Genomic DNA, 15467 nt, shown 5'->3' on the forward strand with positions numbered 1-15467 from the left:
GGCCCCAACTAGCTAAATGGACCACTGAGGGTTTCTCCGAAGTAATAGTACGAGAAAACGGCACGGCACCCGTAAGCTGCCAGAGATATGTTAGTATCTCGCAGAGGGTGATGGATAAGCTTTTTTGCTTACCATTGAAGTAAGGTGGCACCGCGGAAACTCCGTCCTTAACGTTAATGTTAGGGCGGAGTTTTTTTGTTTGGAGGAAATAAGATGAAAATAGAAGAATTATTGAAGTACCAGGCTGAATATCAAATGGTTCCCGTTTCGGTTTCCGTTATTGATGATGGATTCGACTCCTTGCAAGCAATGACGGCTTTGCGGGAGAGTGGCAAGCCCAGCTTTTTGATGACGGGGAATACGCAGCACGGCAGGGATAAGTACACGTTCATTTGTGTTGACCCGGTATGTAGTTTGACTTACCTGGATGGCGTTTTGACGGTTGATGATTTTCATAACAATCCGAAACAAGAACGGGTCCAGCTGGCTGATTACGTGAATGAATTAATGGCAAGGTATAAAGCTCCAGTCGTTGATGGGTTGCCACCGTTTGTGGGCGGTGTATTTGGATATTTTAGTTATGACTACGCTCGGTATGCAACAACTGCTCCAATTAATCGAGTTGATAATCCGAATAATTTACCCGATGCGGATTTGTTGGTGGTGGACACTTCGGTCGCTTATAATCACAAGACTCATCAGATTACGGCGACAAAGCTGGTACCCGTAACAACGTTGACTGAACAATATGAAGCGGTCGTTGAGGGGCTTAATGATATTTTGCAAACGGCAGTTGATCTAAGGCAGGGAGGAAAGATTCAGACGCCCCAAATTAGTCCCTTGAAGTTACAATTTTCCGAGGCTGAGTTTGCGAATCGAGTGAAAACCACGCAGAAACACATTATTGATGGAGATATCTTTCAGCTGATTCTATCTAATCCTCATTATGCGAATATCAACGGTAAACTACTCTCGGCGGCTGCTAAGTTCTTTAGTGACAACCAAGCACCTTACCAATTTTACTTTGAACACAATGACTTTGAAGCCCTGGGAGCCTCACCGGAAACTCTGGTTGCCAAACGAGGTTTGCGGTTGTTTTCCTATCCACTTGCCGGGACAAGAAGGCGTGGCAGGACAGAAGATGAGGATAACCAACTCGCTCACGAACTGCAAACCAGCCAGAAGGAGTTATCAGAGCATAACATGCTGATTGATTTAGGGAGAAATGACTTGGGTAAGGTTAGTCAAATCGGGTCGGTTAAGGTAACGAGTACAAGGAACTTGCTTAGATTCAATAATGTGATGCACTTAGGGTCGGTGGTTGAGAGTACCATCGCGGAGCAGACTAAATTAATGGATATTGTTGATGCGGTCCTTCCTGCTGGAACCTTGTCTGGAGCCCCTAAGGTTTCAGCAATGCAGATAATCGCCAAGTTAGAAAATAATAAACGGGGGATATACGGTGGTGGTATTGGCTATCTTGGGTTTAATGATGAACTCGATCTAGCAATTGGAATCCGCTTAGTTTACCGAAAAGGTACCAAGTTGGTGATTCATTCTGGAGCGGGTATCGTTGCTGACAGCATTCCGAAGTATGAGTACCAAGAGTTTAACAATAAAGCGCGGGGAGTGATAAATTCACTCTATGCAGTAGATAGGGAGGGTGATGTAAATGAATTTGCTAATTGATAACTATGACAGTTTTACCTATAACCTAAGTCAGTTGATCAGCGAAGTAGCCGGCGAAGATACGATGGTCCTAAAAAATGATGACCCCCGGTTAGACAATATCGAGCTGCTTAACCCAACCCATTTGATCCTATCGCCAGGACCAGGACGACCAGAAGATGCTGGCAAATTAATCTCAGTGTTGAAACGCCAAATTAGTCGGGTTCCCATTCTAGGAGTTTGTCTAGGCCATCAAGCAATCACCGAGGTATACGGTGGTAAGGTGGTTCACGCACCAGAATTGATGCATGGCAAAGCGTCAAAGATGAAAGTTATTACTGCTAGCCCGCTATTCGCAAACTGCCCAGATACCTTTATAGCGGCAAGATATCACTCGTTAATCGCATCGCCAATGGGATTTCCCAGTGAACTGAAGGTGATTGCCGAAACGAAAACCAATGAAATTATGGCCATTGCCGATGAGCAAAACGCAGTCTATGGCGTTCAGTTCCATCCGGAATCAATCATGACTGATGAGGTGGTTGGTCGTGGAATTATCAGTAATTTTCTGGGAATTAAGATTCCAGAAACTGAAAAAGCCAGTCATTAGTTTAGAATGATTATTGATTACTCTTCCAATCTAGTTTAGAATGATTATAGATAGAAAACGAAAGGGGATTCTAATTATGAATTTTATTGGTAAGGAAATTGATGACTTTCAAGTTAATGCATATCAAGATGGTGAGGTTAAACAAGTCACTAAGAAGGATATGCTTGGTCACTGGTCAGTAATGTTATTTTATCCAGCTGACTTTTCGTTCGTTTGTCCGACTGAGTTAGGGGACTTGGCTGATAATTATGAGGAGTTTAAGGCAAATGGAGCGGAAGTATATTCCGTTTCAGAGGATACCGAGTTTGTTCATCAAGCATGGCATGAGCAGAGTGAGGAAGTAGGTAAGGTTCAATACCCAATGATTGCCGATCCGGCTGGAAAACTAGCTCGGTTCTTCGAGGTTCTTGATGAGGATGCTGGCCAAGCATACCGTGGCGTATTCATTATTGATCCCGAAGGTAAGGTTCGGTCATACACCATTAATGACATGGGCATTGGCCGTAACGCAAAGGAAGTACTGAGAACCCTTGAAGCAGCCCAATTTGTTGCGGAACATGGGGATCAGGTTTGCCCCGCAAACTGGAAACCTGGAGAAAAGACGTTGAAACCAGGGACCAAGTTGGTGGGTAAAATTTAGTTTTACAATGTAGAAAAACCGTTATTGATTTCTGACATAGAGATCAGTAACGGTTTTTTTGTTGTTATTTCAATTGTTCAAACAATCCCGCACTCTCAAACAACTTACCAGCATTCAATATCAAATCTTCGCGACCTTTACGAGCCATAAATTGGATACCGATTGGTAAACCTTCTTTTGACACGTGGGTTGGCAAACTAATTGCCGGTTGCCCACTGATGTTTGCTAGCTGGGTGAATGGTGACAGAGTCAATGATGGTAACCATTGATCCCAGATGATTTGTAGTTGTTCACTAGGATTGTAATCCTCGATGTGTTCCATCTTTTGGTAGTTCTCAGGAGAAACCAAGGGGGTGTCGATTCGTGGTGCGGTGTGGGCAGTTGCTGGAGTTAAGTACAGGGGGTACTTAGTTGCAAATGCATCCATCGTGGCCGCGGTCTCGTCCCAGAAGGTAAGAGAACTACTGTAATCGATAGCACTAACCCCTTTACCGGTGTAACCGAGAGCCCAGGTTAAGGTTTCCGCTTTCTGCTTGATGGTTGCGTCATCGAACGGCATCGACGCAAACATGGTTGCCGTTTCGCCAGCGTTCATTTGGTAATAGCTTTGCATTAGCTTGACCCCATCGATTGGGGCGTCAACTTCCTCTAAATCAAAGCCTTGGTCCTCAAGAAATGAAACGGCGTTGGTGACTGCTTCAACGGCGGCTTCAGATACTGTGGTACCAACGGGTGATTTGGTGCTAAAGGCAATTGGACCAACGTCAGGAGTCAGCTTGGTTAGCGTAGTTGCAAACGGCTTGGCAGGCAACGGCACCTGAAACGGAGCTGCCATCTGGACGGTCGAAAGGCCATCAAGCAGTTGAGCGGTGTCATCGATAAACTTAGTAATCGCAAAGTTGATTGATGCTCCTTGCCACCCCCGCCAGCCATCGGGGCCGGTTGGTACGCGACCTCTAGTTGGTTTTAAACCAATCGTACCGGAAAACGATGATGGAATTCTAATTGAGCCACCACCATCTGATGCGGTAGCGATTGGGAGCCAAGAATCACTAATTGCTGAAGCGGCTCCTCCAGATGAACCGCCAGAGAAGTAGTCTAGATTCCAAGGGTTGCGAGCATTACCATACAGTTCGGAATCGGTAATGTTTTTAAACCCGAATTCTGGGGCGTTAGTTGCTCCAACTGGAATTAAGCCAATTTCTAGCAGGCGTTTGACGAAATTGTTGGTCTGGGGGGCTCTAGCGTCTTTAAGTAGTTTAGAGCTACCACTATCAATCTCACCCGCTAATCCCTGACCAAGCCCCTTGAGGAGAATGGGGACCCCACCAAACTGACTGTCAGCGGAGACCGATTTCGCAAGTTCAAGCGCATGATCATGCCATAAATGGGTTACGGCGTTCAGTCGTTCATTATTAATATTGATTGTTTCGGTTAGTTCATTGATCAACTCAGCTGAAGTGACTTGATTAGTCTTTAGCAGCTGGGCTAATTCGATTGCTGATTTAGTTTTCATCAAATTGGCTGCCAAAATTTCCACCCCTTAGTCTATTTTCTTACCGCTTATTATATCAGTAAATTGCTGTTCCTTTGGTGGCAAACGATACCCTTTTCGGTAAGCAAGGTACACTTTGAAAGTAGGTAAAAATTTATCAGTCAAGGTTGTGGCTAACAGATTATCGTCATCACCAATTGCCAAACTAGTTAGCAAAGCGATTCCCGCCCCAGTTTGAACGATATTCTTGAGGATTTCGACTTCCGTGGTTTTAAAAATGGTTGCTGGTGACTTGCCAGTCCGTTGTTCGAGCATTTTAAATACACGATTATGAACGAAGCCTTCGTTAAACCCGACAAACTCGTGGTTGGCGGCTTCACTGAATGCAATCTGGTCAGTATTGATGGTTCCCTGCTTTGCACTGGAGATTATTTTGAATGAGTATTCAGCTAATAGCTTGATCTCCAAATCCTGGGAACTCAACGGTTCACTGGAGCCGAGGAAGGCGATGTTGATGTTGCCTGAAGTTAAGTCAGCTAGCAGGCTAGAAGAACCTCGAGTGACGGCATTGAGGTTTCGCAGTAGTCCTTGCTGTTTTAATGCTGGTACCAGTTTGGGGAAGAAATAGGTCCCAATGATTGGCGGGAGACCAAGGGAAATTGTCGGTTCCTGGGCGGATTTGATTTCCTGCTCGGCAACTCCCATCTCTGCCAGAATACTATTTGCCCGGATAGCAAACTGCTTGCCCGCTGCAGTGATATTAATGGTGTGGTGACCAGGATCGTTGATCACCAGTTTGGTTCCTAGATTGTCCTCCAACCTTTTAATGGCGTAGGTGATGGTTGGTTGAGTGACGCCAAAGTATTCGGCAACCTTTGAGAAATTGGTTAGTTTAGTTAATTGGACATAGTATTCTAAATCTTGAAATTGCATAGTCTCACTCCTTGCTATAAATAAATTTTATCATAACTAAATGGTTTGACTATATTTTTTATAGTGATTTATAGTGATTGCAGACTTTTACAAAGGGGTACAAAACATGAATGCACGAGATATATTAAATAATCCATTTTTAAATAAGGGAACTGGTTTTACGCAGGCTGAAAGAGATGACCTTGGCCTGAATGGTTTGGTCCCACCACGAGTTCAGACTATCGAGGAACAAGCCGAGCAGACCTACGCTCAATACCAAACTAAGGTTAATGCATTGGAAAAGCGGTTGTTCTTGATGCAAATTTTTAATGAGAACAGAACGTTGTTCTATAAGTTATTCAGCCAACACGTTGAAGAATTTATGCCAGTTGTTTATGATCCAACGATTGCGGACACGATTGAAAACTATAGTCATTTATTTGTTCAACCACAGGACGCAGTTTTCCTATCAGTTGATGAGCCTGACCATATTATCGAATCAGCTTTGAAGAACGGAGCAAACGGCCGGGATATTCGCCTGATCGTAGTTAGTGATGCTGAGGGAATCCTTGGAATTGGTGACTGGGGCGTTCAAGGAGTTGATATCGCAGTCGGTAAACTGATGGTTTATACAGCAGCTGCTGGAATTGATCCTAACCAAGTGTTGCCAGTCATCATTGATGCTGGAACCAACCGTAAGAGTTTGCTAGATGACCCCATGTATCTTGGTAACCGTCACGAACGAATTCGCGGTGACAAGTATTATGACTTTATCGACAAGTTCGTTGAAACGGTAGAGGACCTCTTCCCTAAGGTTTACCTGCACTGGGAGGACTTTGGCCGAAGTAACGCTGATAACATTCTTAACAAATACAAGGATAAAATTACGACTTTCAATGACGATATTCAGGGAACGGGGATTATCGTACTTTCAGGAATTCTTGGTGCGCTTCAAATCTCTGGTGAAAAGTTGACGGATCAAAAGTACCTGTCATTTGGAGCAGGAACTGCCGGTGCTGGAATCGTCAAACGAATTTATGATGAGATGGTGCTTCAGGGATTAAGCCCCGAAGAAGCTAGACAACACTTCTACTTAGTTGATAAGCAGGGATTGCTATTCGATGACGATGAAACGTTGACACCTCAACAGAAACCGTTTGCTAGAAGTCGGGCTGAATTTGATAACGCCGACCAACTTACTGATTTGGAAGCTGTCGTTAAGGCAGTTAAACCAACGATTATGGTAGGAACTTCAACGGTTCCCGGTGCCTTTACCGAAACGGTGGTTAAGGAAATGGCTGCCAATACGGACCGGCCAATCATTTTCCCAATTTCAAACCCAACTAAGTTGATTGAGGCTCAAGCTGAGGATGTTATTAAGTGGTCTGATGGAAAGGCGCTTGTTGCAACTGGAATTCCAAGTGCTCCGGTTGAGTATAACGGGGTGACTTACGAAATTGGTCAAGCCAACAATGCTCTTGTCTACCCAGGGCTGGCTCTTGGAACGATTGCGGCGGACTCTTCGATTCTTTCAGATGAAATGATTAGTGCTGCTGCTCATTCACTCGGCGGAATCGTTGACACTACTGTACCTGGGGCTGCTGTGTTGCCACCAGTTTCTCAATTGGATGTCTTTTCCAAGACGGTCGCGTTAGCTACTGCTAAGGCTGCTGTTGAGAATGGTACTAGCAAGCTCAGCGAAACGGATGCTGCCAACCAAGTTGACAATCTAAAGTGGGAACCAAAGTATTAATTGACGTTGAAAGGATTTTATAATGACTGCTTTAATGACTTCAATCTCAAGCGTGGCCGAAATTGTTTTGGTTATTGCTTTGGGGTTTTATCTAAGAAACTCCGGAAGGTTAGATGATAGTTTCAAGGGCAACATCTCGTTTTTGATTATGAATATTGCCTTGCCACTATCAATCTTCGTTTCCGTCCTTGAAAACCTTACCCGTAGCAAACTGGTTGGGCTGTCGAGTGGCTTGATCTATGTGGCAATTAGTTTTGCACTTGGCTACTTAATTGCCTGGCTACTGGTTAAGATTCTCAAGATTAGAAAGGGGCGGCGGGGGACGTTCATAAATATGTTCGTTAACGCCAATACTATTTTCATTGGCTTGCCGCTAAACTTGGCCCTGTTTGGCAAGATTAGTTTGCCATACTTCCTGGTGTACTATGTAGCCAATACCGTTTCTACATGGGCAATCGGGGTGTTCTTCATCTCAAACGATGACCCAACAAAGGATGGTAACAGTGAGAAACAAAAGTTTAACTGGCGCAAACTGTTGCCGGCACCGTTACTCGGCTTCTTGATTGCCCTGGTGTGGTTACTACTTGAGCTACCGTTGCCTAAGTTTATCGATTCCACCTTCTCAATGGTCGGTGGAATAGTGACTCCGATGTCCTTGATCTATATTGGAATCGTCTTAGCTGATGCTGGGCTAAAATCAATTCATTTTGACCGGGATACGGTCATGGCGTTGGTCGGGAGATTTATCATCGCCCCAGCAGTTATGATTGGCCTTGTGCTCATGTTTAAGAGCTCAGGTCACCCGATTCCAAACCTAGAATCAAGTACATTGATCATTCAGTCAGCTGCTCCTGGGTTAGCCGTACTGCCAATCTTAGTGGGTCAATCTCATGGAGATGTGGAGTACGCGACTAATGTTGTGACGACAAGTACGGTGCTGTTTGTGATTGTGGTGCCGATTTTGATGGAAATTGTGAATATTATATAAGTAAAAAGGCCGAGAATGGCGGTGGGACAGAAAGCATACTAAGATGCTTTTGTCGTCCCAGCCGTCTCCCGACCTTTTTTTAATTTAGATATTTCAACCGATGGTAAGCACATTGTTGTGGTTGTCCAACTTTGCTAGCTCTTTCTTAGAAAGAATATTTTTGTAGTACTTATCTGTGAACTTATATTTGATTTGATTTTTGGCTGGAAGTCGCCAAATCTTTACATCGCCTTTCTTTGCTAACTCCCTAACTCCGTTAACTGATTGGTTGGCACTATCGATTGTTTTCTTCGCAATCTTTTTATCAGCTGTTGAATATGTTGCAAGAGTTTTTGCTGGGACTAAGAAATGCCAGCCAGATAGAATCATTTGGTTATTTGCCTTTTTGGATACATTCATAAAATGAGCTAACTTCTTGTCATTAAATCTAGTTTCTTTAACCGTGGTGGTATAAAACGGGGTAACGATTTTAAAGTTCCGGTTGTATTTTAGCTTGCTCTTATCTTGCTTGATTTTAGTGGGTGTTCGGTAAGTTGCAAAGCTAACAAATTTCTTCTTAGGGTGTGATTTTGAGATCCATTTACCTGTGGTTACCTTTTTCTGACTTTGTTTTAGAACTGCGTTTTGCTTATCGATGAGCTTTATAGCGGTGATCAAGTCATCTTTGGAAAGACTAACGTCCCCCTTGGGAGATAGCGTAAATTGACCATTCGGTAACAGAGAAATGTACTTTTTGGCCTTCTTTGTGATAGCTAGGGCCGTTTTTGATGGTGCGGGAATATCTGGAGTTGTGGCAGCTTGAACAGCAACGGTACTGGCTGTAGCGGCCGTAACAATGGCTGCAAATGTTGCGATGATAGTTTTGAATAGTTTCATGGATTGATTCTCCTTGAATTAAAGTATTTGGGGTTTTAAATCTTTTTCTAGTTTTTTAATTTCGTGATGGGAAAGGCCACGGTTGATTTTCTCAAAGTATGGTTTTGAAACTTTGAGGATGACTTGGTTTTTCTTTTGATTCCGCCAGATTTTAACTTGGTTGGTTTTCGCTAATTTTCTGAAGTGGTCAATCACCTGATTACTCATCTTTAGGAAATTGTTGGCTAATTTGAGATCATGCCTGGAGAATTGGGACTGCTTATCCTTGGGGAGATAGTGGTGCCATCCAGCCAATTTGGAAAGCTTTTCGGTTTTGGCGAGAACTTTACTTTCGGCGTTAAATTGGTTGTTGGCACTACTTGTTGGAGTGGCAAAGTCTTTAGTAATTCGATAGAAGGGTTTAACCACGGTATACGTTTGGGTGGTGGCCCATTTAGTTCGCTTTACATTGTGAGGTTTGGTTAGGGTTATGTACTTAGCTGATTTGTGAACCCGATATTTTAGTTTGTGGTTTGCGATTTTGTTCTTTTGGTTAGATAGATATTGGTTACTTTTAGCTATGAGCTTTTTGGCAATTTTGACTTGTGATGCGGACAGGTGAGTATTGATGTTCTTAGACAGATTGAAATGAAAATTATCGTAAGTGACGTACTTAGCAGCTTTTTTGGTCACTTTGATCTGTGATGTAGTGAGGGGTGGATGGTACGTAGCGGTTTCATCTGCATTAGGACTAATTTTGGTAGCGTGGACCGTCGTTATGGAAACGGCAAATGTTGCCGTTATGGCAGCGGTTATTGAGATAAGTCGAGCCAGTTTCATAAGTAAACTCCTTCTTTTTCTTAAATTACTTATGATGGTATTACTTTGGTGGTGATTGTAAAAGGAACCAGTGGTTTACATGGCTGATAAAACGCATGATTTAAGCATTCAAACGATTAGATTTTTTTAATATTCATTTACTAACCAGTCAAAAGCAGTGATAATGAATGTATAACAAAAAATGAACGGGGAAGATACTAATGGGAAATACAGCGAATAATATAAAAATCAAAAGAATTGTGCTGGCGGCACTATTGCTGGCAACATGTGTTGTTGGAGCCAATATCAAAATTGCTGGTTCAATTGCTCTTGATTCGGCAGCAGCATTCATTGGGGCAATTGTTCTAGGACCAGTTGACGGGGCGGTGCTAGGGTTCTTTGGCCATATGATTTCGGCATTACTGTCCGGATTTCCATTGACCTTACCAGTTCACCTGATAATTGCGGTAATGATGGCGGTTTGCATGTTTATCTTCGCTTTAATCAGACAAAAGCTTGGCAAACGGAAGATGGGAGCCGTTATTTTTTCGGATATTGTTGGTTATCTAATTAATGTTCCCTTGGAGCTATTATTACTGTACCCAATATTGAAACAGGGAGTCTATGCGTTCTTTATTCCGTTGACGTTGGCAACGGTTGTTAATCTTGTGATTTGCGAAGTTATTTATATCGTGTTTGCGGATCGACTCAGTAAGTTAGTTGGTGAGGATTAGTTATGGCAAAATTCAGAGACTTAACGATTGTATCGCTGTCACCGACTGATACGCTGGTGATTGCTGCAGATAGTAGTGCTGGGATTGGTGAAAAACCGGATGACCAGGTTAGCGTTGATCCAGCTGTTACGGCAGCCTTTTCTTTGCGGGTACCCTTACTGGAATTACTGTGTTACGGGGCAACTCCAATCTGCGTTGTTGACACTATTGGTAACGAGATGAATCCGACTGGTGAGAAAATGATTGCGGGCATCAAATCAGAGCTTGAACGAGCTGGGTTAGCAAGTATTCCCTTAACTGGAAGTACTGAGGATAATATGACCACGATGACAACGTCAGTGGGCGTAACCGTGATCGGCAGAGTTCCGAATCGGCCTGAAGCAATGACTGAGGCGCTAACTGTTTACCAGATAGGGACGCCACTTGTTGGTGATGAGGTTAAAGACCATCTTGAAGACGTTCCAAGCTATGATTTGGTTCGCAAACTGAAATCGGAAACTGAAGTTCGCGATATGCTACCGGTTGGTTCCAAGGGGATTGCGTATGAGGTTAGTCAAATCGCTATCGTCAACGATTTGAATGAATCTGAGATTTCAACTGTGTTGGCAGACAATGAATATTTAAAATCGGCGGGCCCGGCAACCGTAATTTTAGTTGCAGTTGGTAAATCAGGAATTGCCTCCTTCGAAAAGAAGTACCCGCAAGCCAAGCGGTTAATTCAACTAGATAAAAAGTAGGAAGATAATATGATCAAAGCACTAGTTTTATACGCCCAGTTTTTTACAAGGATTCCGTTACCGTTTGCTATCGATGATCCAGGAACTAAATTTAAGCAAAATATCCAGTTCTTTTCTCTTTTTGGGCTGATTTTAGGGTGCCTTGAAGGGCTGATTTTTTGGGGCTGGCTCCAAGTGTTTCCGACCTGGTTTGCTTGGATATTGTTTATTATTGGTGATGGTATCATTACAGGCGGTTTCCACTTAGATGCATTTGCTGATACCGCCGATGGGTTGTTCTCCGCTAGGACGGTTGATAAAATGCTGACGATTATGAAAGACAGTCGTTTGGGTACAATGGGGAGCCTTGCCCTAATTTATTTTTATGCCATCATTGGTGGGGCGGGAATTGTCTTGGCAGATGCCAACTTTGATGATTTATTTTTTGTGCGACTAGCAATCATCATGATTATGATTACTAAAACCTCGGCCTGTCTCCAGTTTTATAAAATGAAGTATGCGGGCAAGGGTGGTGGTCTTGCCAGTATTTGGCAGGGGATATCTACATGGCGAATTGTGCTTGACCAAATCTTTGCGGCCATAGTGATTTTCCTATTATTAGGATACGTTGGTCTGATTAGCTATGTAGCGGTTGTGATTGTAGCCATTGGTTATCGTTGGGGGATTTATAAGCTCTTCAATGGAATGACTGGTGATACGGTTGGTAGTTTTGCTGAAATCGGACAAATCGTTTTCCTACTAGTATTCACAGCCATTAAAATTAATTTTTAGGTGAGTATATGAAATTATTTCTAACGAGACACGGTGAAACTAACCTAAACCTGAAACGGAAATTTTATGGTAGTTTGGATGTTCCAATTGATAATAAAGGATTTGAGCAGGCAAATGAGTTAGCGGATAAATTAAGATCAGTCCGGGTTGAAACTTGTTATACCAGTGAGTTGCAGCGGGCTATTCAAACAGCAACAATCATCCAAAGCGAAAATCAATTCGGGTTTCCGATTATGAAACTTAGTAATCTAAACGAGATGGGCTTTGGCCGCTGGGAAGGATTGGATGCCGATGAGATCCAGAATCAAGACCCAGTGGCTTGGCAACGTTGGCTAGATGATCCGTTTGGCGTAAAACCACCAGAAGCGGAAGGCTACGTAGCTTTTAAAAAGCGGGTCCGCAAAGTATTGGTTGAGATATTAAATCAATCGGATGAACAAGAACCGGTACTGGTTGTTGCCCACTTGGGGACACTTAGGGTAATCAACCAGTATTTCTTTCCTGAAGTCGGGTATTTTGATGCACTCTTTCCGGCTGGCAAGGTAATCGTGATTGATTCGCAAACCAAAGCAAGGACTGAAAAATAAATTAAAAGGGCCTCACCAAAGCTGAAACGTCAGCATTGGTGGGGCCTGTTTTTTATATTTTAATCAGCTGCTAAGGCATCGATTGGATTCAATCTTGATGCTCGTCTTGCTGGTAATAAGGCAGCAATAAACGAAATCACGATAGCAATAACGATTGTTGTAATGATATTGCCAGGCGTTATTTGGACCATATTGTACTTAACAATGCCGTAAAGAACACTGTTAAGACCGGCTGCAGCTCCCCACGCAAGCACAAGTGAGATTGCTGCTGAGAACAAACCGATAAAGACCGATTCGGCTGTGAATAGTCGCCGAACGTCCTTCCGACGGCCACCAAGTGCCCTCAGAATTCCGATTTCTTTGGTTCTTTCGGAAACTGACATGTACATTGTTACAATAATCATCAAGGCGGAAACTAACAATGATATTGCAGCGATTGCAGAAAGAATAATTGTAGCAATTTGAACGTACTGATTGACGGTGTCAAGAATTTCACCGACTGTGATGGCACCAAACGTGTATTTCCCATCGGTCTTGACATTCTTAATTGCTGTTGCAACCTTTTTGACTTCAGTACTCTTTTTAACGTTAACGGAAACGTAGTTTGCATTAGTTTCCGCTTTTGCGCGTTTTAGTAATTTTTTCATAGTGGCAAAGCTAGTAGCGGCGGGAACTGATGCCGTTCCACTCTTTGTAAAGCCTACCACCTTCAAGGTTCCCTTTACCTGAACTGGACGATTGCTATCGGTAATCCAAGGAAGGGTAAGCTTAATTTTCTTCCCTAGAAGCTTTTTGTAGGTTTTGCCACTGCTAAGAGCGATTGCTTCGTTCTTACTAATGACAATTTCATCGTTCCCTGGTTTATGGCCACTATTGATCGTGTTACTTGCGAATGCTTTTGACCAGGTCTGGATACCGTTCCCGTTGGAGTTTTTTCTACCTCGAGAGAGGGTATAAGTCGCTAACTGGTAACCTGGCTCAACCTTATCAACGTTTTTGATGTCATTAAGTTTGGCAACTTCGCTATCCTTTACCAACATTTTGCGAGGCTGGCTCTGGAACTTACTCATTGAAGCCTGGAAGGCAGCCGTGCTCATCTTTTTCCCACTTGGATTTTTCATTACTGTAATTGAGTTAGGGTTGACCATTGAGTTAATTTGGTCCTGGATAAACCCACTAACACCGTTCCCTAATCCACTGAATAGGAGAACAGCGAACAAGCCAATTGCGGTTCCTAACATGATGAGGGAATTTCGCCAAAAGTTATATTTAAGGTGCTTGAAGGCATTGTTGTAACTGGCTCCTGCAGATAGCGGTTTAGATTCAATCTTTTGAGTGTCCGTTGGGACTGGATATGCAGGCTTTAACCGTTTGTCATCATCCAAAATACCATCAGCCAAATGGACAATTCGAGTTCCGTAGTCAGCAACATCCTGAGAGTGGGTGACTGTGATCACTAATCGTCCCTCAGCTGCAATTTGGTCTAGAATTTCAAGAACTTCCTTAGTGTTTTGGGAGTCCAGTGCACCAGTTGGTTCGTCGGCGATAATAATGTCTGGGTCGCTGGCAAGGGCTCTGGCGATTGCAACTCGCTGTTTTTGACCACCTGATAATTGATTGGGGTGTTTCTTAAGCTGGTCCCCTAAGCCGACGCGTTTGAGTAGTTCAATGGCACGCTGTTTACGTTCACCACCACTTAGTTTAGTCATATCAAGGGAAACTAAAATATTATCGACGATGTTTAAGTGGCTAATTAGATTGTAAGATTGGTAAATGTAGCCAATCGTACTGCGCCGATAGTTATCGAGTTGCTTCTCCTTTGTATGATCGAGTTTCTTTCCATCAATGAGAACCTCACCGGAAAACTTGCGGTCAAGCCCGCCAATGATATTCATAAGTGTTGATTTACCACCACCGGATTCACCGAGAATTGAAACAAATTCTCCGCGTTCGAGGTTTAAATCGATTCCCTTCAAAACTGGGAACTCCTCACTACCTAAGTAGTACGACTTATGAATGTCGTGTAATTCAAGAAATGCCATTGTGCTCCTCCTTAGTTTGGATGCATGGTGTAAATATAAGCACATGAACGAATTAAGTCAAACGAAAAAATAATTATATTAGTTGTACACAACCTTTACGAACTATATACTTAGGGTGTAATAATAATAAAAGGAGTGATTAGATGACTAAATACGTTGCAAAGATTACACCATTAAATGGTGATAAGATTGGTTATAGTGCATCAGGTGAGGCCACATTTGAAGTTAAGGGTGACAAGCTTGACGTCGAGATTACGATGGATGGAACCTCGCCAAATACTGAACACTGGATGCACTTCCATGGATTTCCAGATGGCAAGGATGCTGAACCCGCAACTGCTGCCCAGGATACTAATGGCGACGGTTTTGTGGATCTTCCGGAAACGGAACCCGTATCTGGTACGACCATGGTTCCGTTCAACGATGCCCCTGAGGAAATGAACGTTTTAACCGATACCTATCCAGTTTCTGATGCAGATGGTCACTATCATTATGAAAAGGAAGTTCCGTTGAGCGAAATTAACGAAAAGTTCAAGGAAGTATTCAATGATGATGATTTACGTCTAGACAAACGAGTTATCTACATTCATGGTGTGCCAAAAGAAATGGAATTTCCAGACACTGTCCAGGGTGAAGTTGGGATGTATGATCCGCACACAACGTTACCAATTGCAACTGGCAAAATTGTTAAAGTTGACTAATTTATTAGAAAAAAGCTGATTTTTTAGAATTTTTTCAACCATTATCAACCGCTTACATGATTGATAACGCTGATAATTTTCGATTGTGAAGTACCTCTAAATGCCCGTGCACGGGCATTTGGGGGTTCTTTTTTTTGAAAACTATGTTAGTATTA

Annotated in this window: 15 protein-coding genes and 1 other annotated feature (1 of these 16 only partly in view); of the genes, 10 read left to right on the forward strand and 5 right to left on the reverse strand. The window is 43.0% G+C overall.

The features are described 5' to 3' along the window. Nucleotides 1-172 (forward strand) — a binding site (T-box leader); it begins 70 nt to the left of the window's first position. A 41-nt stretch (nt 173-213) separates the two neighbouring features. The 3 genes from QOW94_RS06100 to ahpC all read left to right on the forward strand — a co-directional run bounded on the left by QOW94_RS06100 (nt 214) and on the right by ahpC (nt 2918). Further along, entirely contained in the window at nt 214-1689 is a 1476-nt protein-coding gene (locus QOW94_RS06100; RefSeq protein ID WP_283679377.1) for an anthranilate synthase component I family protein, read from the forward strand. Further along, nucleotides 1673-2278 carry an anthranilate synthase component II gene (locus QOW94_RS06105; RefSeq protein WP_283679378.1) on the forward strand — a complete coding sequence of 202 codons (606 nt, stop codon included), beginning with the start codon at nt 1673-1675 and terminating at the stop codon, nt 2276-2278. The genes QOW94_RS06100 and QOW94_RS06105 overlap by 17 nt, the downstream gene beginning before the upstream one ends. A gap of 76 nt (nt 2279-2354) precedes the next feature. Beyond that, entirely contained in the window at nt 2355-2918 is a 564-nt protein-coding gene (ahpC, locus tag QOW94_RS06110) for an alkyl hydroperoxide reductase subunit C (RefSeq protein ID WP_283679379.1), read from the forward strand. A gap of 64 nt (nt 2919-2982) precedes the next feature. Here ahpC and QOW94_RS06115 read toward each other — a convergent pair whose 3' ends face one another. Both QOW94_RS06115 and QOW94_RS06120 read right to left on the reverse strand, forming a co-directional pair. Further along, the gene (locus tag QOW94_RS06115) at nt 2983-4449 is read right to left on the reverse strand and encodes an amidase family protein (protein WP_283679380.1); all 1467 of its coding nucleotides are present in this window, start codon (nt 4447-4449) and stop codon (nt 2983-2985) included. A gap of 12 nt (nt 4450-4461) precedes the next feature. Then, a complete protein-coding gene (locus tag QOW94_RS06120) occupies nt 4462-5346 on the reverse strand; it encodes a LysR family transcriptional regulator (protein ID WP_283679381.1) in 885 nt (294 codons plus the stop codon). A gap of 106 nt (nt 5347-5452) precedes the next feature. Here QOW94_RS06120 and QOW94_RS06125 point away from each other — a divergent pair, with 106 nt between their 5' ends. Both QOW94_RS06125 and QOW94_RS06130 read left to right on the forward strand, forming a co-directional pair. After that, nucleotides 5453-7078, forward strand: coding sequence for a malolactic enzyme (locus QOW94_RS06125; protein ID WP_283679382.1), 1626 nt, complete (start codon nt 5453-5455; stop codon nt 7076-7078). Between the two features lie 22 nt (nt 7079-7100). Then, nucleotides 7101-8066: an AEC family transporter gene (locus QOW94_RS06130; RefSeq protein WP_283679383.1), complete on the forward strand. Its 966-nt coding sequence runs from the start codon at nt 7101-7103 to the stop codon at nt 8064-8066. A gap of 93 nt (nt 8067-8159) precedes the next feature. On the opposite strand, the gene QOW94_RS06135 is transcribed toward QOW94_RS06130, so the two are convergent. After that, complete coding sequence (locus tag QOW94_RS06135; RefSeq protein WP_283679384.1) at nt 8160-8942, reverse strand: hypothetical protein; 783 nt, start codon at nt 8940-8942, stop codon at nt 8160-8162. An 18-nt stretch (nt 8943-8960) separates the two neighbouring features. Next, a complete protein-coding gene (locus QOW94_RS06140; protein ID WP_283679385.1) occupies nt 8961-9761 on the reverse strand; it encodes a hypothetical protein in 801 nt (266 codons plus the stop codon). Nucleotides 9762-9961: 200 nt separating this feature from the next. Between QOW94_RS06140 and QOW94_RS06145 the strand changes: the two genes are divergently transcribed. The 4 genes from QOW94_RS06145 to QOW94_RS06160 are packed head-to-tail and all read left to right on the forward strand — an operon-like array spanning nt 9962 to nt 12569. Beyond that, nucleotides 9962-10474 (forward strand): ECF transporter S component, encoded by a 513-nt coding sequence (locus tag QOW94_RS06145; RefSeq protein WP_283679386.1) that lies wholly within the window; start codon nt 9962-9964, stop codon nt 10472-10474. Between the two features lie 2 nt (nt 10475-10476). Further along, nucleotides 10477-11211, forward strand: coding sequence for an AIR synthase related protein (locus tag QOW94_RS06150; RefSeq protein WP_283679387.1), 735 nt, complete (start codon nt 10477-10479; stop codon nt 11209-11211). 9 nt (nt 11212-11220) lie between these two features. After that, on the forward strand, nt 11221-11982 hold the full coding sequence (locus QOW94_RS06155; protein ID WP_283679388.1) for an adenosylcobinamide-GDP ribazoletransferase: 762 nt from the start codon (nt 11221-11223) through the stop codon (nt 11980-11982). 8 nt (nt 11983-11990) lie between these two features. Further along, nucleotides 11991-12569 carry a histidine phosphatase family protein gene (locus tag QOW94_RS06160; protein ID WP_283679389.1) on the forward strand — a complete coding sequence of 193 codons (579 nt, stop codon included), beginning with the start codon at nt 11991-11993 and terminating at the stop codon, nt 12567-12569. A gap of 59 nt (nt 12570-12628) precedes the next feature. Here the strand turns inward: QOW94_RS06160 and QOW94_RS06165 are convergent, their stop codons facing one another. Next, nucleotides 12629-14611 carry an ABC transporter ATP-binding protein/permease gene (locus QOW94_RS06165; RefSeq protein WP_283679390.1) on the reverse strand — a complete coding sequence of 661 codons (1983 nt, stop codon included), beginning with the start codon at nt 14609-14611 and terminating at the stop codon, nt 12629-12631. A 143-nt stretch (nt 14612-14754) separates the two neighbouring features. Between QOW94_RS06165 and QOW94_RS06170 the strand changes: the two genes are divergently transcribed. Continuing rightward, nucleotides 14755-15312: a hypothetical protein gene (locus QOW94_RS06170; protein WP_283679392.1), complete on the forward strand. Its 558-nt coding sequence runs from the start codon at nt 14755-14757 to the stop codon at nt 15310-15312. Nucleotides 15313-15467: the final 155 nt, after the last annotated feature.

The organism is Lentilactobacillus sp. Marseille-Q4993 (assembly GCF_951230165.1).
GTDB lineage: Bacteria > Bacillota > Bacilli > Lactobacillales > Lactobacillaceae > Lentilactobacillus.